Annotated in this window: 17 protein-coding genes; 6 read left to right on the top strand and 11 right to left on the bottom strand. The window is 36.2% G+C overall.

All coding sequences use genetic code 11. The features are described from left to right. Positions 1–53 precede the first annotated feature (53 nt). Together NK356_RS04955 and NK356_RS04950 are read right to left on the bottom strand one after the other, a co-directional pair. Complete coding sequence (locus NK356_RS04955; RefSeq protein WP_034691549.1) at positions 54–1,478, bottom strand: DUF5689 domain-containing protein; 1,425 nt, start codon at positions 1,476–1,478, stop codon at positions 54–56. 26 nt (positions 1,479–1,504) lie between these two features. Then, positions 1,505–4,384, bottom strand: coding sequence for a carboxypeptidase-like regulatory domain-containing protein (locus tag NK356_RS04950; protein WP_253316365.1), 2,880 nt, complete (start codon positions 4,382–4,384; stop codon positions 1,505–1,507). 246 nt (positions 4,385–4,630) lie between these two features. Between NK356_RS04950 and NK356_RS04945 the strand changes: the two genes are divergently transcribed. Both NK356_RS04945 and NK356_RS04940 read left to right on the top strand, forming a co-directional pair. Next, positions 4,631–5,821, top strand: a complete 1,191-nt coding sequence (locus tag NK356_RS04945; RefSeq protein WP_034691553.1) for an endonuclease — start codon at positions 4,631–4,633, stop codon at positions 5,819–5,821. Between the two features lie 51 nt (positions 5,822–5,872). Continuing rightward, positions 5,873–6,292, top strand: a complete 420-nt coding sequence (locus tag NK356_RS04940; protein WP_034691555.1) for a DUF6146 family protein — start codon at positions 5,873–5,875, stop codon at positions 6,290–6,292. A gap of 69 nt (positions 6,293–6,361) precedes the next feature. Here the strand turns inward: NK356_RS04940 and NK356_RS04935 are convergent, their stop codons facing one another. Then, positions 6,362–6,958, bottom strand: a complete 597-nt coding sequence (locus tag NK356_RS04935) for a superoxide dismutase (RefSeq protein ID WP_034691558.1) — start codon at positions 6,956–6,958, stop codon at positions 6,362–6,364. Between the two features lie 194 nt (positions 6,959–7,152). After that, positions 7,153–8,988, bottom strand: a complete 1,836-nt coding sequence (gene rho / locus NK356_RS04930) for a transcription termination factor Rho (protein WP_034691561.1) — start codon at positions 8,986–8,988, stop codon at positions 7,153–7,155. Between the two features lie 144 nt (positions 8,989–9,132). Here rho and NK356_RS04925 point away from each other — a divergent pair, with 144 nt between their 5' ends. From NK356_RS04925 to NK356_RS04910, 4 genes are all read left to right on the top strand, one after another. Further along, entirely contained in the window at positions 9,133–9,522 is a 390-nt protein-coding gene (locus NK356_RS04925; RefSeq protein WP_034691563.1) for a DUF4293 family protein, read from the top strand. Positions 9,523–9,666: 144 nt separating this feature from the next. Next, positions 9,667–10,587: a M28 family peptidase gene (locus NK356_RS04920; protein ID WP_034691565.1), complete on the top strand. Its 921-nt coding sequence runs from the start codon at positions 9,667–9,669 to the stop codon at positions 10,585–10,587. A gap of 233 nt (positions 10,588–10,820) precedes the next feature. Next, positions 10,821–12,659 carry an ABC transporter ATP-binding protein gene (locus NK356_RS04915; protein WP_034691567.1) on the top strand — a complete coding sequence of 613 codons (1,839 nt, stop codon included), beginning with the start codon at positions 10,821–10,823 and terminating at the stop codon, positions 12,657–12,659. A gap of 18 nt (positions 12,660–12,677) precedes the next feature. Further along, the gene (locus tag NK356_RS04910; RefSeq protein ID WP_034691569.1) at positions 12,678–13,025 is read left to right on the top strand and encodes a DUF1801 domain-containing protein; all 348 of its coding nucleotides are present in this window, start codon (positions 12,678–12,680) and stop codon (positions 13,023–13,025) included. A gap of 49 nt (positions 13,026–13,074) precedes the next feature. Here NK356_RS04910 and NK356_RS04905 read toward each other — a convergent pair whose 3' ends face one another. From NK356_RS04905 to NK356_RS04875, 7 genes are all read right to left on the bottom strand, one after another. Further along, positions 13,075–14,886 (bottom strand): hypothetical protein, encoded by a 1,812-nt coding sequence (locus NK356_RS04905; RefSeq protein ID WP_156106352.1) that lies wholly within the window; start codon positions 14,884–14,886, stop codon positions 13,075–13,077. 295 nt (positions 14,887–15,181) lie between these two features. Then, positions 15,182–15,502, bottom strand: a complete 321-nt coding sequence (locus NK356_RS04900) for a hypothetical protein (RefSeq protein ID WP_034691574.1) — start codon at positions 15,500–15,502, stop codon at positions 15,182–15,184. Position 15,503: 1 nt separating this feature from the next. Continuing rightward, entirely contained in the window at positions 15,504–15,917 is a 414-nt protein-coding gene (locus tag NK356_RS04895; protein WP_034691577.1) for a transposase, read from the bottom strand. A gap of 97 nt (positions 15,918–16,014) precedes the next feature. Beyond that, positions 16,015–17,007: a hypothetical protein gene (locus NK356_RS04890; protein WP_051934164.1), complete on the bottom strand. Its 993-nt coding sequence runs from the start codon at positions 17,005–17,007 to the stop codon at positions 16,015–16,017. 423 nt (positions 17,008–17,430) lie between these two features. Beyond that, positions 17,431–18,087 carry a phosphatidylserine decarboxylase family protein gene (locus tag NK356_RS04885; RefSeq protein WP_034691579.1) on the bottom strand — a complete coding sequence of 219 codons (657 nt, stop codon included), beginning with the start codon at positions 18,085–18,087 and terminating at the stop codon, positions 17,431–17,433. A 4-nt stretch (positions 18,088–18,091) separates the two neighbouring features. Continuing rightward, positions 18,092–18,964: a phosphatidate cytidylyltransferase gene (locus tag NK356_RS04880; RefSeq protein ID WP_034691581.1), complete on the bottom strand. Its 873-nt coding sequence runs from the start codon at positions 18,962–18,964 to the stop codon at positions 18,092–18,094. Positions 18,965–18,988: 24 nt separating this feature from the next. Continuing rightward, entirely contained in the window at positions 18,989–19,570 is a 582-nt protein-coding gene (locus tag NK356_RS04875) for an LUD domain-containing protein (RefSeq protein ID WP_034691583.1), read from the bottom strand. Positions 19,571–19,638: the final 68 nt, after the last annotated feature.

Genomic DNA, 19,638 nt, shown 5'->3' with positions numbered 1-19,638 from the left:
CAACAGTGGTTTTTTTATTATTAAATGAATTAAAATATATTCTATTCTAATTATTACTCAATTTTGATGTTATCAATCTGAAGATCATATATACCGTCTTTTCCTGTTTTAAGGGCAAACATAGTTTTTCCAGCGGTAGTATTAAGATCAGTAAGACCTGTAAGCGTAAGCTCAATCAGTCTCCATTGTCCGTTCGTATTGATAGAACCGTTATATGAATTCGTACTTTCCGGACTTAAAGTAGCACCTGTAGAGAATGTTGCTAAATTGAATGTATAGAAAGCAGACGTATTAGGAGCCAATGGTGTTGCTCTGTATACATTGAAAGAAAGTGATTTTCCTGATGCAGTACCTTTGATATACATTGTAATTCTCTTTGGAGCTGCTGGTATTCCTGACCCTGCATTCGCTGTAAATACATAGTCATTATTGGCAGGTGTCCCTTTAATCTGAAGGGAGTTTGTCCCGTTATACCCCAAACCAATACCCTGAGATGCATAAGACATAAGTCCAAAGCTGTTTAAACTTGACAGGAAAGATGGCCAGTTTTCAAAATCAGAACTAGGGAAAAGATTGACAGCATTCGCTGATGGAAGTTCCGGCTCACCTGGAGTGAATCTGGCATTCGGGAAGTTAATATCATCAAGATTTCTGATATAAGCCTGATCTGTGAAAATCGTTGCATTACTTGAACTTGTAAAACGGCTTAGAAGAAGAACGATATCACCGCTTTTTTCATATTTAGGAGAGATCGGAGATTTCGCAAACGTTGCATAGTTGCTGAAACGAAGGTCTAATCTTCCTGCTTTTTTATCTGTAATATAACGGTCACCCGTAGCTGATTCATCAGCAAAAGTTTTTGTCAGTTCAGGCTCTTCAAACTGAACGTTTTTAATTTTTACAAGTTGGTTGATGTGAGCACCGTTTTTCAAAGCATCAGAGATAGAATTGAACTCCAATGGTTTCATTGCAGCTACTACAGGTTTTTGCCCATCACAAACTCTTGCCAGGTAATTGGATACTTTATTAGGATTAATTCTACCGATAGGATAGTTTGGATCATAAGTACCTACTTTGATATTTCCGTTAACACCTTGAACGATCAATCCTTTCAGGTTAATTCTTACTAAAGCTCCTGTAGGATAATCAAGATATTGGTTTCCACCATCGATATCAATTTCAATACCTTGTGTAGGGTTTTCAGGTTTATCCTGAAGGAACATCATTTTGTAAATGTTTCCGGACTCATCGCTTGAAGAAACATAAGCTTCAACGATATAATCTTCTTTAATAATATCAGCTTCACCCGGTTTTGCTTTTGCAATGGTAGCAAGGTCAGTTAGTGGGTGATTTGCAGCTGCAAATCTGTTGGTACACTTGATTTCCGGCACATCATAATCATCAGTTTTTACACAAGACGAGAAAGACAGCATTGAAATGGCACTGAAGATCGCCGCTTTAAAATATATATTTTTCATTGTTTTCGATTTTTAATTTTAGTTTTTTAGAATCTGAATTGAAGATTAACAAAATAAGATCTACCCTGATTGTACCAATATTTAGGAGCGAATACCATGTTTCCGCTGTCATAATCATTAGCATAATCAGTATAGTTAACATTTCTGGTCTGCTCAAATCCTCCTGTAATATAGTTTCTGTTATTAAGGATGTTATTGACAGATCCGGATACCATTACATAATACTTACCAATCATCCAGGATTTCCCTGCATTCACATTGAAGAAGAATGCTGAAGGTAATTTTGTAGGCGTAAGAACTCTTGCCAGTTCCTCTTCAGTGACATTATCAGAAGGTACTCCAGGTGTATTTGGATTGGTGTAGAATCTTTCTGTTCTGGTTACAGGAGATGGATCCAGGAACGAATGCCCAAAGTAGTTCCAAGTTGCTCCTACCCACCAGTAGTTTTTAGGGCTGTTGTAACGAAGACCTAGCGTATATGCCTCCTGAGGAGTACCACCTTGTCTGTAATTTTTAAGAGTAGCCTCACCCATGTTGGTATAAGATCTTGATACGATATTTCCATTTCCGTCAAGCTCTCTGAAAGTTCCAACGGCATCAGATGCAAAATACACTGTAGGGTTATTGGTATAAGTGTATTGTCCTAAACTTAATAACCCACTGGCAGTTAAGGTTGGAGTTACTTTCACTTGTGCACCAAGCTCAATTCCCATATTTCTCTTATTCGCACCTGCCAATACCTGCGTAATGAAAGCCCCATCCTGAATTGGAGCCTGTTCTCCACTTTCAGTTAAGGTAGTTAATTTAACACCTTGTGCAAAATATCTTTGTACGCTTGTTTCGTTTTGAGTATTAACAAGGTAACCTGTCAATCTAAGTTTAACAATTGGGGTAGAGATTACGTAGCTCAAATCGTTAGCATCAACAACAACATTTTTGATCCCCGGAGTAGTAACACCACTTACTCTTGTATTAAAGTAAATATCATTTAAGAAAGGAGATTGTGAAAAGTAAGCTCCATTATAAACCAGGAAGTTTCTCCCATTGATTTTATAGGTAACCTGACCTTTAACCCCTGCATTCCAGAAGTTTTGATCTGCTCCTTTTCCGTAAGAAGACTCATACAGATAGTGTTGGAACAATCCTTCTCTGCTGTTTGTAGTATAACCGAATAATCCGGAAATAAAAACATCAAATTTTCCTGTGGAGAATTTGAAAGCAGGATTTATTTTGAATTCCTGTCTTCTGAAGATATAGCTGTATCCGATTTTATCACCTTCTCTTTTGGCAACATCTGTATCGCTTTCTCTCGTATTGAATTTCCCCCAAGCATTTCCTGCTGTTGTATTAGATGCAAATGGATCCATATTCAATGCAAAATCAGCACCTAATAGGTCATTCACTTCTCTGTACTGCTCAGATCTGTAGTTCTGGTAAGATAAGTTTAAGATAAAACGGGAAGTATCGGTGAAGTTATACGTATAGTGAGTAGATACATTCCATACTTTATCATCTTTTACGTCATCCACAAGATAATAAGCAGCTCTTCTTCCGCCAAGTAACGCATTGTACTCTACGTTTCTGTTCGCATTGTAAAGATTATCCCAGTTGATCTGTGTGTGTGACTGGTCATCATTCGTCCACCAGTCTCTTGTGATTCCGATGTTGGCAGCCTGCTCCGGAGATGGATTTGTATAATTTAACCAATAGCTTGGCAGATTACGGTAATAAGTTGGAGAAGGGTTATTAGCTCTGTACCAGTCTAATCTTGAACTGTACTCTTTCCCAAACTGGTAAGAAACAGACGTCCATAGCTGAGAGTTTTTATTGATTTTCCAGAAATCCTGTAATTGAATCATCGGCTGGAAACCTCTTTTCACTCTTTCATTTCTTTTATCTCCGTTTTGCCATCCCCAATAAGAGTTATAATGAACTCCTCTGAAGTCATATACTTCCTGAGTACTTGGACTTGAAGAGCTTCTCGCATATTTAGAACCTATGGCATTCAAAGTCATAGTATGGCTATCACTGAATTTCTTCTCAATACCGACATATCCGCTGTATGCATCATAAGCAGTACCATCCTGAATCCCTTCCTGTGCCCATCTTCTCGCAATCATTCCTGTAAATGCCCATCCGTTCTTATTCATTCCGGATGAAAATCTGTAGGATAATCTGTTGGTATAATTTCTATTGGTCAGAGAGTACGTCAACTGACTTCCTTTTCTGTACTCGCTGGCTTTTGTATTTTTATAAAAAACTCCGGTAGTTCCTCCGAAAGCATACTCTGAAGGGGCATGGTTAGCTGCAATTTCCGGGTAACGGGTAATTTCGTTCAATCCTCCCCAGGTACTGAAGTCTACATCTCCATTATCTGCCGCGGCCATAGAAACCCCATTGATCATATTCTCACCTGTTCTGCTATCAATTCCTCTTGGACGGAACCAGTAAGGTCCTAAATCAAAACTTGCAATTCTGCTGAAAACATCCTGAGAAGACTGTAATAATCCTACCGTTGCTGTTTGCTGTGCACCACCGCCATCACTTTCTCCAGAATCTTCTATGATAGCTAACCCTTGATCAGCACCATTCAGTGCAGAATAAAGAGTAATTACTCCAAGATCTTTTCTTTTCTCATCACTGGTTACATCAAATTCAAAAATTTTAGTTTCAAAATTGGGTTTTGTAACCATAATCTGATAATGTCCAGGCATCAAATCCTTAAATTGGAAATATCCGATTTTGTCTGCCTTTGCATCATTTCCTGCTCCTTTTAAATCTACACTTGCTTGCTCCACAGGTTTACCGTCCGCATCCTTAAGATACGCAAACACAGTGGTCTGCGCATAATAATATGACGCAGGCAGCAAAGTAAATAAAGAGATCAATGATAATTTTTTAATCATGAGTATATTTATTTTTTAATACTTTTATTGTTAATTTTCAACAGTTTAAAAGTTGGGGGCACAAATTTAATCAAATTTTGCAATTCAGAACTTTTTTAACGTTATTTTTCCTTAACATTGCAATCTTTTAAGAATCATTATAAAAGAGAGGTTCGAATTACTGCTTTTAAATTTACAAATATTTAAAACGCAGCAAGTTAAAAAAAAGTAAATTTGTAATTAATAGTATAATAAAACTCCAAAGAGATGAAGAGATTTTCGAGTCTGTTTGCCCTGTTTATTTCGATCGTGGCATTCTCCCAACAACAAGGAAAACTGAGAAAAGTAGCAACCGTAGGTTTCTTAAATGTAGAAAACCTTTGGGACACTATTCGCTCAGCAGATTATATTGACGGAACCAAAGACATTAAAAACCCTGCTTTCCACAGAAGTATCCCGATGGATTCTATTCAGTTTCTGGAAGCAGAAAAATATGACGGACCATGGAGCGATGGAGCTTTAAAAGGGAAAAAAGCAGTAAGAATACAAAGTGGCTCTGAAGAATTCACTCCTAAAAGCGCTAAGAACTACGGAGCTAAAATTTATAAGGCAAAACTGGCTAACGAAGCTAAGGTAATTTCTGAAATGGGAGCACAATATACCAAAACAGCTCCTGCAGTAGTAGGTTTAATTGAGGTTGAAAACAGACAGGTCATTCAGGATCTTGTGAACGAACCTGCTTTAAAGAAATATGACTACGGAATTATTCATTACAACTCTTATGACTACAGAGGAATTGACGTTGCATTGATCTATCAGAAAAGAAGGTTTACCCCAACCAATTCATTAAAAAAAGAACTGGTAATTTACGGTGACAACGGAAAAAGAGAATACACAAGAGACATCCTTGTAGTAACAGGATTTTTAGATAATGAAAAAGTAGCGTTTTTTATGAACCACTGGCCTTCAAGAAGAGGTGGTGAAGCAATTTCTCTACCTAAAAGAAATGCTGCTGCTGCTTTATTAAAACAACAGATGGACAGCATAAGAGCTGCAGATCCAACAACAAAGCTTTTTGCTATGGGTGACTTTAACGACGATCCTGTAAGCCCAAGTTTAAAAAACCATTTGAAAGCTCAGGCCAATCCAAAAGATTTAAGCGAGGAAACTCCTTATCTTAACTTGATGTATCCTTTATATAAGAAAGGAGTTGCTTCTTTAGCTTATCAGGATGCTCCCAACCTGTTTGACCAGATTATCGTTTCTAAAAACGTAATTTCAGATCAGGTAACTAAAGAATATTCTGTGTACAAAGCAGAAATTTTCGCTCCGGCTTATCTTGTCAATAAAGAAGGAAATTACAAAGGATATCCTTTCAGATCCTGGAATGGAGATCAGTTTACAGGAGGCTACAGTGACCACTTCCCGGCATTTGTAGTTCTTCAGAAAGAACCATAAAAAAGTTAGGCACTCTTATTGGAGTGCTTTTTTTATATAAATACCTATATCATGAAAAATATTATTTTATTAGTAATGATTGCATTGATACCTTTCAGCTGTTTTTCTCAGGAAACACCAAAGAAAGATAAAGAGCAACATGAAATGAAGCCTTCTAAAAATGAAGACGGAGAATGGGAACTTACGGTCATTGATACCCAATTTGATTATTTTCTGAGTGCTGTCGCCAAACCTATCAGCCAGTATACAGAATCTTATCTGAAGACAAAAAACACATTCTTGGTCAACGAGTGGAACAGCTATTATAATTCCGGCAGGTACAGAAATATTATTGAATCCGGGATAGATTATGATCCTAAGGAAAATTACGGGATCAAGTTTGAATATAAATTATACCAGGTTTTCGCCTATGTAAACTGGAAATACAAGCTAAGATTGAATGGATTATCCGGAAGCGATGCAATAAGGTAAATTTAAATTTATGCAATAAAAAAGGTTCAGAATAATTCTGAACCTTTTCATTTTTATAATAGCTGAAAATTATTTATTGAATAATTCTTCTACTTTATCCCAGTTTACTACATCGAAGAATGCAGAAACATAGTCAGGTCTTCTGTTTTGGTAGTTTAAATAATAAGCGTGCTCCCAAACGTCTAATCCTAAAACCGGAGTTCCTTTAACGTCTGCCACAGGCATTAATGGGTTGTCCTGGTTTGGTGTAGAAGAAACAGATACAGAACCGTCAGCATTTTTTACTAACCAAGCCCATCCTGAACCGAATCTTGTTTTAGCAGCATCAGAAAAATCAGTTTTGAATTTATCAAGACCTCCGTAATTTTCGATAGCAGCCTTTACATTTCCTACAGGCTCTTTGCTTCCTCCAGGAGTTAAAATTTCCCAGAATAGAGAGTGGTTGAAGTGACCTCCTCCGTTATTTCTTACTGCTGGCTTGTCAGTTCCTGTCTGGCAGATTTCTTCAATAGTTTTTCCTGCTAGTTCAGTTCCTTCAATTGCTTTATTTAAATTGTCAATGTATGCCTGGTGGTGTTTTGTATGGTGGATTTCCATAGTTCTTGCATCGATCGTTGGCTCTAATGCATCGTATGCATATCCTAGTTTTGGTAATTCAAATGACATAATCTTTATTTTTAATGTTATATTTCAAAATTAGCCAATATTTAAGGTATTATCAAGGATTGTGGATTACTTTAATAAATCTTTAACATTGATATATTGATTTAGAATGAATTAAGTTTTAATTTTTTTATCCTATTAATAAAAAGCACGAACCCAATGATCCGTGCTTTCTATTTAACAATATTAAATTAAATTTATTTATTCATAGACATCAGGAATTCTTCATTATTCAGAGTTCCTTTGATGTTTTTATTAACAAATTCCATAGCTTCTACAGGATTCATTTCAGAAAGATATTTTCTGAAGATCCACATTCTCTGAGAAGTTACTTCATCCAGAAGCAGATCATCTCTACGGGTGCTGGAAGAAATAAGGTCAATAGCAGGATAAATTCTTCTGTTGGCAATTTTTCTGTCCAGCTGAAGTTCCATGTTACCTGTACCTTTGAATTCTTCAAAGATAACTTCATCCATTTTAGATCCTGTATCAATTAATGCTGTAGCAATAATGGTAAGAGAACCTCCGCCTTCAATTTTTCTTGCCGCTCCGAAGAATCTTTTTGGCTTGTGAAGAGCATTGGCATCTACCCCACCGGAAAGCACTTTACCAGATGCAGGCGTTACGGTGTTGTAAGCTCTTGCTAATCTTGTAATAGAATCCAGTAAAATAACCACATCATGTCCGCATTCTACCATTCTTTGTGCTTTTGCAAGAACAAGGTTGGCTACTTTCACATGTTTTTCTGCTGCTTCATCAAATGTAGAAGCAATTACTTCTGCATTTACGCTTCTTTCCATATCAGTAACCTCTTCCGGACGTTCGTCAATCAGAAGAACCATCATGTATACTTCCGGGTGGTTGGCTGCAATAGAATTAGCAATATCTTTCAGCAACATCGTCTTACCTGTTTTAGGCTGTGCAACGATCATTGCTCTCTGACCTTTTCCGATAGGTGCAAATAAATCTACAATTCTTGTAGAAATGGTAGAATTGCTTCCTGCCAAATTGAATTTTTCTTCCGGGAAAAGCGGAGTAAGATATTCAAAAGCAACACGGTCTTTGATGAATGCAAGATCACGTCCGTTTACTTCTGTTGGTTTTAACAATGAAAAGTATTTCTCTCCTTCTTTTGGAAGTCTTACAATTCCTTTCACTGTATCTCCGGTTTTTAACCCATAATTCCTGATCTGTGCTGTAGATACATACACATCATCCGGAGAAGAGATATAGCTGAAATCTGAGGAACGTAAAAATCCATAGTTATCCGGTAAGATTTCCAAAACACCTTCAATACTTACCAATCCATCGAAATTGAATTCTTTTTTATGGTCGTTCTGCTCCTCTGCCTTTTCAGAATGTCTGTTTTGATTCTGATTTTGGTTTTGGTGCTGCTGATGCTGATGTTGTTGGTTTTGATTTTTATGTTGGTTTCCACTGTTCTGTGGATGGTTGTGCCCTTTTTGGGGTCTGTTAGCCTGTGGTTGTTGAGGATTGTTAGGCTTTTCTTCAGCCTGAGCAGGCTCTTGAGGTTCTGTGTTTTTTGGAGTTTCAGTTCTTTCCTGAGATACTTCTGCATTCCCTGCATTGGTAGAAACTCTTTTTCTTTTCTTTTTTGCCTGAGCAGTTGCTGCTGATTCTTCTGTTACTGTTGCTACAGTGGGTTCAGCTTTTGGTTCTTCCGGTTTTATTTCTTCAGAAGCAGCTACCTTTTCTTCTACTATTTCCTCTGTTTTAGTTTCTACCGGAGCTTTTGCTGGTGCTTTTGGCTTGGCTGCTGTTTTTTTCGGGGCAGCTTTTTTTGCCGGGGCTTTGGCAGGTTTTTCTGCTGGAGCCTCTTCAGTATTTACACTGGCGGTTTCTGTGGCGTTGAAATAATCTTTTGCAACTTTAGGGTTAGAAGCCTGAAAGTCAAGAATAGCAAAGATCTTGTCATTTTCATTGCTGGTTCTTGCAACTTTAACGCCCAAATCTTTTAAGATTTTAGTCAGTTCCGTTACGGATTTTGACCTTAACGTTTCTATGTTAAACATATTTAATGTAAAAATGTAATTAATTGTGAGTAAGAAAAGTAAGTCCGGTGACTTTTGTTTTCAAGTACATTGTATAATGCAAATCTACACTTATTTTTGAATTGTGCAAAATTTATATTATTTTTGCCAAGAATTTAATATTCAATGCTACAGAGAATACAAACAATATGGACTTTATTAGCAGTTTTAGCTGCTGTTTTCCTTTTTATAACAGGACAGGATGTTGTCATTTCAGACAGTATTCCTTTACTTAATATAAGCTGTATAGTACTTGTTATTATCGGAGCATTAAGTATTTTTAGTTTCAAAAACAGAAAAAGACAAATTTTGCTGAATACCATCAGCATCATTATAAACGTTTTGTTGATTGGTGTATTGGCGTACTGGTTACTAAACTTATCCGGAGGAATTCAAATTCCTGAGAAGGGTATTGAGCCGATTTTCCCATTGATTGCGGTAATCTGTCTGCTTATAGCAAACATTTACATCCGTAAAGATGAGAGGCTCGTAAAATCTGTAGACAGACTTCGATAGCCTTACAACGATTTTTTGAGTGAGAACAGCTTCTTTTAAGGAGCTGTTTTTTTATTTGTCACCCATTCTTAATTTAAATTATGTAAATTCATTGCAACTTTTTGATTAAAAGCACGACAGATCATATAATTTTAACAAAAGACAATGAAAAAGCTAACGTATCTTACTTTATCACTATTCTCCATATTTACTTTTGGACAGGAAGTTTCCAAGGAAAGAGTAAAAACAGTTCTTTCCACTCTCGCTTCAGATGAAATGAAAGGCCGTGAGATCGGAACTCAGGAAAATGAAAATGCTGCCAATTATATTGCAAAACTTTTCAAAGAAAATAATCTGGAATATTGTACCGGAAAATCTTATCTGGTACCTTTTGACTACAACGGAAAGACCGTATACAATGTTTGCGGAATCAAAAAAGGAAAATCAGATCAGTATCTGGGTTTTTCAGGTCATTTTGACCATATCGGAACCAGTGATAAAAGCGGAGACAATATTTATAACGGAGCAGATGATGACGCCAGCGGAATTACTACTCTGGTAGGCATTGCCGATTATTTTAAAAATAAAAAACCGGAATTCTCTATGGTATTCATGGCATTCAATGGAGAAGAAAAAGGAATGTTGGGCTCAAGAGCGATTTCCACCGATAAAAATCTGGATCATATTTATAATAAAATGACTGCTCTTTTCAATTTTGAAATGGTTGCTACAGAATCTCAATGGGGAAAAAATGCATTATATATGACAGGAGACGGATTCTCAGATCTTGATGAACTTTTCAATCAAAATGCAGTGAATGGATTAAAAATCAATGCAGATCCCTATGCAAAACAGCAGCTATTCTACCGTTCAGACAATGTAAGCTTTGTCAAAAAGAAAATCATTGCCCATTCATTTTCTACTGTTGATATGACCAAAGCGTCTCATTATCACCATGAAAATGATGACATCAACGTTGTAGATTTTGATAATATGACTCAGATCATCAATAATTTGGGAAAAACACTGGACAAACTGAGTCCTAAAAATTTTGCTCCTAAATACAATGATCAGGTAAAATTTTAATTGAAATAATATAAAAACTGCTGTTTCAGCAGTTTTTTTTATTAAACAGCAATACCTTACGATCTCCTGTTCTTAAGCCCTGTTCAGGTTTATTTATTCAAAAAAATAATGCTTAATAGCGCTGAGTTGTAACAAAAAGACACTTTTTGAAACTTATCCAGTAAAGTAAAACAGGATTAAGAACGTCTTATCTTTTAATTTTACGTAATTTTGCTATCCAATTTTTTCATTGAATGAACCAATATATTAAAATACTAAAGTTCGCAAGACCTCACCAAAAATACATCTACGGAAGTTTGTTTTTCAATCTTATGTATTCTGTATTCCAGATTGCTTCCTTAGGGACAATCCTACCTGTTTTGGGAATGCTTTTCGGAACCATTGAGGCTAAAAAATACAGCCATCCACCTGTGTATTCGGGAGAAATTTTAGATTTTTTCTCCTATGCAAAAGAATATGCCAATTATTATGTTCAGAGTTTAGTAACCCAATATGGAGCACTTAACGTTTTGGCGTGGCTTTGTGTGATCACAGCTTTTATGTTTTTGCTGAGAAACCTTTTCAGATATTTAGGTTCATTTTTACTGATCAATTACCGTGTAGGGGTTACCAAAGACCTTCGTGGAGCGATGTACAGAAAGATTCTTGCTTTACCTGTTTCCTTTTTTACAGAAAGCCGAAAGGGAGATCTGATGTCCCGTATGTCCAATGACGTGGGTGAAGTTGAAGGTAATATTTTAGGAAGTTTAGTGGAATTAATCAACGCCCCTTTCATGCTGATCAGTACGTTGGTGACGCTTTTCTTTTTAAGTACAGAGATGACTCTTTTCTCTCTTTTAGTATTGCCTGTAATGGGAACAATGATTGCTTTAATAGGAAAAAGTCTGAAAAAAGATTCTCACCAGGCTCAAAATGAGATGGGAAATATTTTCTCGATTGTAGATGAAACACTAAAATCTACGAAGGTTATTAAAATTTTCAGCGCAGAAAAAATAATGGACAACCGTTTTATGCAGTCTATGCAGAAATGGATCAACAGTTCAATAAATTTAGGAAGAAAAAAGGAACTGGCTTCTCCTATGAGCGAATTTTTAGGATCGGTTACGTTCCTGATTATCGCATGGTACGGTGGAAAGCAAATCATTGTAGAACAAAGTATTTCTCCTGCAGATTTCTTAGTTTTTCTGGGTATTTTCTTCCAGATTTTACCTCCTGTGAAAAGTTTATCTCAATCTATTTCGAATGTTCAAAAGGGTGAAGCTTCTCTTGAAAGAGTTTTAGCTATTCTGGATGCGGATGTGAAAATTGACGAAGTACCAAATCCTGTTTCTATCTCAACATTAAATAGTTCAATCGAATTTAATAATATTGGTTTTTACTATGATAAAGACCATACGATTCTTAAAAACTTCTCACTTTCTATTCCAAAAGGAAAAACCGTTGCTCTTGTTGGGCAAAGTGGAAGTGGTAAAACAACTATTGCCAATCTTTTAGCAAGATTTTATGATGTTTCGGAAGGAGAAATTCTGATTGATGGAACAGATATCAAACATTTAAAGCTACAGGAATACCGTAAGCTATTGGGAATGGTAACTCAGGAATCTGTATTATTCAATGATTCCGTTTACAATAATATTCTGATGGGTAAACCTGATGCCACCAGAGAAGAAGTGATTGCAGCCGCTAAAATTGCCAATGCAGACGCATTTATCACCACACTTCCTGAGGGATATGATTCCAATATCGGAGATGACGGAGGTAAACTTTCCGGAGGTCAGAAACAAAGGGTTTCTATTGCCAGAGCGGTATTGAAAAACCCACCTATCATGATTCTGGATGAAGCCACCTCTGCACTGGATACAGAATCCGAAAGATTTGTACAGGATGCACTGGAGAAAATGATGGAAAACAGAACTTCTCTAGTTATTGCTCACCGTCTTTCAACCATTCAGAAAGCAGACTGGATTGTAGTGATGGAAAAAGGTGATATTGTGGAACAGGGAACTCACCACGATCTGATCGCAAAAAGAGGAATGTATCACAAACTTGTCGAACTTCAAAACTTCGACTAATCTTTTAATTGAATTAAAATGAACCCTATACAAGAGTATTTCTACAGAATCGAAGAGCCTGAAAGAAGTACTCTTTTATTTTTACGTGATACGATCTTAGCTTCAGATCCGGAAAACATTACAGAAACATTCAGTTTCGGTCTTCCCTTTATCAAATACAAAAAGAAAATGCTGTGCTATTTCTACTACAGCAAAAAATACAAAAAGCATTACCTGAGCTTTTATCATGGTGACAGACTTGATTATCCTGAGCTCATCCAGGACGGCAGAAAGAAGTTTAAAATCCTTCTTATTGATATGGAAGAGGATATTCCTGTAGAATTTATAATAAGCCTGACAGAAGAGATTAAAAAGTATATAAAATAAAAAACTCCGGCACGAATAATCGTGCCGGAGTCATCTTTAAAAAACTTTATCATTTTGTGTTTATTCCGTTGAACTCTGCCTTTTTAATTGCCCAGGCAAGAGCATTCGCATAGAATATTGAGTTATATACATTCATTTCGTAGGCAGCTGCTCCATTTCCATAATTAGGCTTAGCAATAGGCTTATAGTTCGTATCTGCATAGAATGGACATATCGTATCAGAAGTATTGGGAGAAGTAACTGTTCCACATTGAGAGTTGAATCCGCCATCTCCTACCCAGATGAAGTTCAGTGTATTATGCTTAAACGCAGTTACACGGCCTACAGTTCCCGATGGTGAAGCTGTAGAAATATTTGTATCTCCTGAATAGACTGTAATTTCACTTGATGGCAACCCGGTTGCATACGTTGTGGAAGAAGCATCTTCTCCCCATTGCAATCCTCTGATGTCACCGAAAGGACCGTTCAGTATTTCATCATTGGTCATTGGCAGTTTATAAATTGCTCCTGCACTGTTTACACTTCCTGTATTTACTGATCCGTCAAAAACATTTCTGAAAAGATTCTGCATTCCGGCATTACTTTCAGAATAAGCTACGATTACACCACCTTTTGCCAGATAATTTTTTAAAACCTGTGCTTCCGCAGCATTCATACCCCACGCATATCCTATGACGATTATATCTACAGGATTAGATCCGGTGGTCCAGGTCGTTAACTGTGCAGCACTCGGGCTGTCTGTACCATCTATGATCTGATCCCATCCTTCGTACTTTACGATGCTGTTGGCCAATGTTCCAAAATTAGCAGCCGCTTTCGTTACCATTCCTGACGGAGAAGTTCCTGAAACATTATATCCACAACCATTTGGCGCCGTTCCGATTGTTAAAAGTTTTTTCTTTGGAACTACCACAATCACATTGACAGAACACGTTGTAGATACACCTCCCTGGCTGTCTGAAGTAATAGTTATTGTTTTTACTGTCGTAGAAGAAGGTGTTCCCGCTCCTCCTAATGTTATATTCTGATTTCCTGTAGCCGTAAAGGTTCCTGACCCGCTGAAAGAAATTCCGTCAACCGTGTTGGTTGTAATAGTGTAGCTTCCCAATGTGGAAACATTCACTGGTAAAGTAATGGTATTGGAAGCGGTAAGAGCTGTTCCTACTTTATAAATACCGTTTACCGTGGCACTACCACAGCTCATTGTATACGTTCCTGCAGGACTTAACACAGCAATAGAAATGGCAGGAGTACAGGTAACAGTTGTTCCGTTGGCTTCCAGCGACACATTATCTGTCTGAATATTCTGAGGAACACCCTGTCCCGGAATCTGTATGGTTTGCGTTCCGGCATTTAGAAATACGCCGGTTCCATAAAAATTATATCCGTTTGTGGTAGTTCCTGAAATGGTATAATTACCGGGCTTTGTCACATTCACGGCAATGCTCAGGTAATTCGAGTTGGTAAGCTCTTTTCCTTTTACATAGCTACCCATGGCTTTGGATGTGGAACAGTCTATGGTAAAAACAGCTTTCCCCATCTGTCCGCAGACACTTTTCCATTCGTTATCCGCAAGACTCCAGTAATTGAAACAGTCTTCTGTGGTGTTGTAAATCGTCAAACCATCATCATTGGATTGATTAATTACAATTGCATTTCGCTGGGCTTCAGTTAAGCGAGGAATAAGAACTCCTTTATTATTATTTCCTGAAACAACATCCAAAACGGAATTAGCGTTCGGGGTTGTAGTATTAATCCCTACTGCACCATTGTTGGTCTGAGAGAAAGATTTTCCAAAAACAAAGAGCATTGCGATGAACAAGACTTTGGTTGAAGGCATTGTAAATTTTGTTTCCATCATTGTATAAGTTATAATTGTTTGATAATTAAATTTTAACCTGAACATTTAATTTCCACAAAATTATCAACCACAAGCGATTACAAATTAATTCCCGCTACGCAATACTACTCACGCGTAGTAAAACTCACAAAACGTCAATAACTTATCATAACATTCGATACAAATAAAAAAGTTGAGTTATTTAACAAAACCCAACCATAAATTCAAAAAACAAAATCAAAACAGCATAAAATCAATTATCTCTTATGCAATAGAAAAAAATAAAGCAATTAGATTAAACAGAATACAACACTTTTTATGATTTGAAAATGGTTTTCCATTTGGCAATTGTATTTCGGCTTATCTTAAAATGATGGCTCACCTGAAGATTAGTCAGTCCGTTTCTTTTTTGGTAACTGAGAATTTTCAAAATAGATTCTTCGTCATAAGAACGGAGTCTCTGATTATCACATCCAACTGTATAGTTGGCATCTCCAAAAATCAATTGATTAAATTTCAGAATATCAAAAGCTGAATGCAATGTTTCCAGCTTAAGCCTTATGGCCGCATCCAGTAATTTTTCAGGAAACTTTTCTTCAAGAATATCGGTATAAATCTGCTTGTAATCAGGAATCATATTATATTTTTTTCATCCATTTATATAAAGTGGTCTTGGGTATTTTATACCTTTTAACAGCATCATTAGCAGTCATTTTACCCGTTTTTATTTTATCAAGAATAAAATCTTTAACCTCCTGTGTGTAGATGCTCTTTCTGAAAACCAGAGTGTCATTCTTTTGAGTGAATTCATTATCAATTCTTGCCTGAGGAGCATACAAAATCAGATGGCCTGTATAGAACCTGAAAAAATCGAATTTTAAAAGTTTACACCATTTCAACAGAACATCAGTATCCATACTTTTGGCATGAAACATCATCTCTACTTCATCTTCCGTCCTGTTTAAAAATCGGGAAATTCTTTCTATTGAAATCTGATATTCTTCTACTTTAGATCTGATCAGGTTTCCAATATGAATGTCTTTAATATTCATCACAATATTTTTAAGTAAAAATATCGACAACAAACTCAAAAATTACCATCAGAAGCTACTCAACACTACGTATGAGTAACAAAAATCAGAATTTTGTTTAAATTTTTATAAGAAAGCTATTGATATTAATCTCTGAGGAAATATTGAGTTTCTTCCGGATTCTGTACTTTTTACTTTCCACAGCACGAATACTGTTGTTGGTACACTGTGCAATCTTTTTCGTATCAAAATCCAGCTTCATCAATGCGCAGAAGTAGAGCTCAGAATGGATCAGATTAGGATTTATTTTTAAAATATCAGGAATAAAATGCGGGAAAAACACCTGAAATTTTTCAAAAAACATAGGCGAATTACTTTCCGCCAAATTCAAAATTTCCTGAATGTTCTCTTCTGAAAGATGATTGATCAGCATCTGGTGTTTCATCAGTTCCGCATTCGTTTTTACCAGATCTTTGATGGTAGAATCTTTTTCTTTTTTATCGGAAATCAAACCATGAATCAGTGCGTCTTTCTGGGTAATAAAAACGATATCCATCAGGAAAGAGGCAACTGAAAATAAAATGTTCAGCAATTTTATTGTTTTAAAATCCTCTTTTTCTATAAATCTGCTTTTAGGAAGAAAATCAAAATCAAAGTAAAGGCAGGCAATAAAATTAATACTGATCATAAAAGCAATGAAAAAGATAGCAAAAGAATCTTTTTTATAGTTCAGAAAAAATGGAACTGCAAACAAGAGACAAAAGTAGAAATACTCTACTCCCGCATTTTTGTAAGTATAAATATGAAAAAAGCTTACAATAAAAGTCAACAGGGCAAGTATAAAGATAACAGCTCCTTTCAACACCTTCCTGAACCGTTTCATTTTTCCCTTGATAGCCATTAAAAACAACCAGAAAAAGGTAATAACGGTAAGAAATATGGAGATCAGCATATCCCCGAAAAAAGTAATTATGAAAATGGAATAAAACAGGAATATGAAGAACAATAAAAGCAGATACCGGTTAATAAGATGAAGATAACTACTTTCAAAATCATCATCCATATTCTCCGCTTCGTCGTTGATCACCTTAAAGAAAAACTTATAAATCATCTTGTTGTTGTTTTTATGCTTTCACAAGCTTAAGTTGGCATTCGTACTCCTGAAAGCATAAATTTCCCAATATTAACAGCCTTTCTTGCAAAAGAAAAAATCTACAAAACGAAATGTATAGTCTTTTTCAGCATTAAAAAGGATATGATTAAGGTGTTTTCTAGCTACAATTTATTAAAATTTTCAAATGAAATACCATTTTTGACAATAAATTAATAAGCATTTACCTCAGATCACTTAAAAGCATGAGCTTGTGTTTTTAAGCATGCAAAATTATTGATCTCCACGTAAAAGCATTCATCTTCCGATACGCAATATTACTCATGCGTAATTTAATCTTAAAACACTCAAACGAGGGTAATGTTTACAAAATAAAAAAGAGAGCCTTTATAGCTCTCTTTTGATTTATATACGATAAGAATATTAATTTTCTTTCAGTTTGGCGATAACATGCTCTCCTCCTTTTGTAATATCTCCGATTTTACAGATAATCTCAGTATCCAAAGGAAGGAATACATCCATTCTGGAACCGAATTTAATAAATCCGAACTCATGCCCGGCTTTTGCTTTATCTCCTTCATTACAGTAGAAAACGATTCTTCTTGCAACATATCCGGCAATCTGTCTGAAGACTACTTTATGATTAGTCATCGTCTGAACAGCTACCGTAGTTCTTTCGTTCTCTGTAGAAGACTTTTCATGCCATGCTACCAGATATTTTCCCGGGTGATATTTTTTGTAAATCACTTCTCCCGAAACCGGATATCTACAGATGTGAACATTGAGTGGAGACATAAAAATAGAAACCTGGATAGCTTTTCCTTTTATGAATTCATCCTCTTCCACTTCTTTGATCATTACCACTTTTCCGTCCACCGGAGCAATAACATTTTCTCTGTGATCAAGAATATTACGATCCGGAACTCTGAAGAACCAGAATACTAAACCGTAAATAACCAACAAAGGCATAATGATCACCAGTGACCATATTTCAAGGAAATAAATTGCTAGAGCGCCCAGAATAATAAAAAGCAGGGTCGCAACGGTAATCGTTCCTTTTGATTCTCTATGTAATTTCATGAGACTAAATAAATTTTTCTAAAATAAAGTACAAATATACGACAGGAACGCAGATAATAAAACTATCCAGTCTGTCTAAAACTCCTCCATGCCCAGGAATGATGTTTCCACTGTCCTTTACACCGAAGTTTCTCTTCAATTGACTCTCCACCAAATCTCCTAAAGGAGCAAAGGCAGCAATCAAAAATCCTACTACCATCCAGTTGCCTCTCAGCTCAGGCTGATAATGTTCAATAAAGTAGGATAAAACCAATGTTAAAATAACACCTCCGGCATACCCTTCCCATGTTTTTTTAGGGGATATTTTAGGAGCCATTTTATGTTTACCGAAGAATTTCCCTACCAAATATGCAAAGGTATCGCTACTCCAGATCAGGATAAACAGAAACAGAACCTCCAAAGAGAAACTATCGCTATAGCTTGAGAACTTTGGCAGCCCCAATGCAAAACTAAATGGCAGAGCTACGTAGATTACGGTAAAAATAAGTTTCCCACTGTCGAAGTATAATTCGTTGGGATATTTGAATAAAGTAACCACAGCAATCCCAATAAGTGCCAGTGCCAGTATTTCACTAAGCCTGAAATCAAAAAAGAAATCGTGATTAAAATATCTTTTGGAAAACATGTAAAATATAAAAATGACCAATGGATATACGACCCATTTTTCATAGCCGTTTCCAAACTTCATGATTTTGACACATTCCCATGTTCCTACAATCAGCAGCAGGCTCATTAATCCATGATAAAGATACTGTTGCTTGATAAGACCAGGTGCAATATTGTTCAGCAGCTGTGCTCCCAGCGGAGTAGAACAAAGAATAATGATAGCTACATAAACGATACCTGATACGGTTCTTTGAATGAGATTTTTGTCCAAAATTTAAAATTTAGAAGTGGTTGCTTAATCTTCAAGCAGCAATAAAAACAGTTTTGTATTGGAATTGGAAGAACTGTCCATTTTCGATTGGCTTCCGCTTATGGAAGTAAGGTTCTTGATATTTCCGTTCCTTTTTATTTTCCCCATAGCATCATTCAGGTTGTTTACAATCTGAGAAACATTGGCAATGATGATAATTCTATCGGGAAGCCTTGAAGAATGATAATGAAGAATATTATTATGTGAAAGCATGATTCTGCCGTCATAAGCGATCAGATATTCACAGGTGATGAATGCGGCGTCATTAGACGGCTGTAGTTCTGAAGTATATGAAGACTTCACAACGTTCAAAAAATTCTGAAGTTCTTTATCCCAACAAAAAAGATTGTGGATCCCTTCTATTTTGATAATTTGATTTAAAGTTTGTAGAGCTTCCGCTTCATCTGCACAATAATTAAAAAATCCCCCCGAATGCGTAAATAATTGCGCAAACTTATAGTCAAGATCCGCATTTTTCAGCGAATCCCCAAGCTTCTCCAGGCTCTGTTTGTCCTCTTCTTCAGGCTGGTTGGTAAGTTTGCTTACAATCCTCTTGAATAAATTCAACTTAATCTATTTTTAGTCAACTTTATACAAAAATAGAAAATAAATTACAATAGTGTCCAAAATATCTC

Origin of the sequence: Chryseobacterium sp. S0630 (assembly GCF_024158915.1) — a bacterium.
Lineage (GTDB): Bacteria > Bacteroidota > Bacteroidia > Flavobacteriales > Weeksellaceae > Chryseobacterium.
This window is presented reverse-complemented; position numbering and strand designations above follow the sequence as displayed.

Coding starts and splice junctions, on each gene's coding strand:
- NK356_RS04955 (WP_034691549.1), bottom strand. CDS start 1,478: ATGAAAAATATATATTTTAAAGCGGCGATCTTCAGTGCCATTTCAATG.
- NK356_RS04885 (WP_034691579.1), bottom strand. CDS start 18,087: ATGAAATTACATAGAGAATCAAAAGGAACGATTACCGTTGCGACCCTG.
- NK356_RS04940 (WP_034691555.1), top strand. CDS start 5,873: ATGAAAAATATTATTTTATTAGTAATGATTGCATTGATACCTTTCAGC.
- NK356_RS04915 (WP_034691567.1), top strand. CDS start 10,821: ATGAACCAATATATTAAAATACTAAAGTTCGCAAGACCTCACCAAAAA.
- NK356_RS04905 (WP_156106352.1), bottom strand. CDS start 14,886: ATGATGGAAACAAAATTTACAATGCCTTCAACCAAAGTCTTGTTCATC.
- NK356_RS04920 (WP_034691565.1), top strand. CDS start 9,667: ATGAAAAAGCTAACGTATCTTACTTTATCACTATTCTCCATATTTACT.
- NK356_RS04910 (WP_034691569.1), top strand. CDS start 12,678: ATGAACCCTATACAAGAGTATTTCTACAGAATCGAAGAGCCTGAAAGA.
- NK356_RS04950 (WP_253316365.1), bottom strand. CDS start 4,384: ATGATTAAAAAATTATCATTGATCTCTTTATTTACTTTGCTGCCTGCG.
- NK356_RS04935 (WP_034691558.1), bottom strand. CDS start 6,958: ATGTCATTTGAATTACCAAAACTAGGATATGCATACGATGCATTAGAG.
- rho (WP_034691561.1), bottom strand. CDS start 8,988: ATGTTTAACATAGAAACGTTAAGGTCAAAATCCGTAACGGAACTGACT.
- NK356_RS04890 (WP_051934164.1), bottom strand. CDS start 17,007: ATGATTTATAAGTTTTTCTTTAAGGTGATCAACGACGAAGCGGAGAAT.
- NK356_RS04895 (WP_034691577.1), bottom strand. CDS start 15,917: ATGAATATTAAAGACATTCATATTGGAAACCTGATCAGATCTAAAGTA.
- NK356_RS04945 (WP_034691553.1), top strand. CDS start 4,631: ATGAAGAGATTTTCGAGTCTGTTTGCCCTGTTTATTTCGATCGTGGCA.
- NK356_RS04900 (WP_034691574.1), bottom strand. CDS start 15,502: ATGATTCCTGATTACAAGCAGATTTATACCGATATTCTTGAAGAAAAG.
- NK356_RS04925 (WP_034691563.1), top strand. CDS start 9,133: ATGCTACAGAGAATACAAACAATATGGACTTTATTAGCAGTTTTAGCT.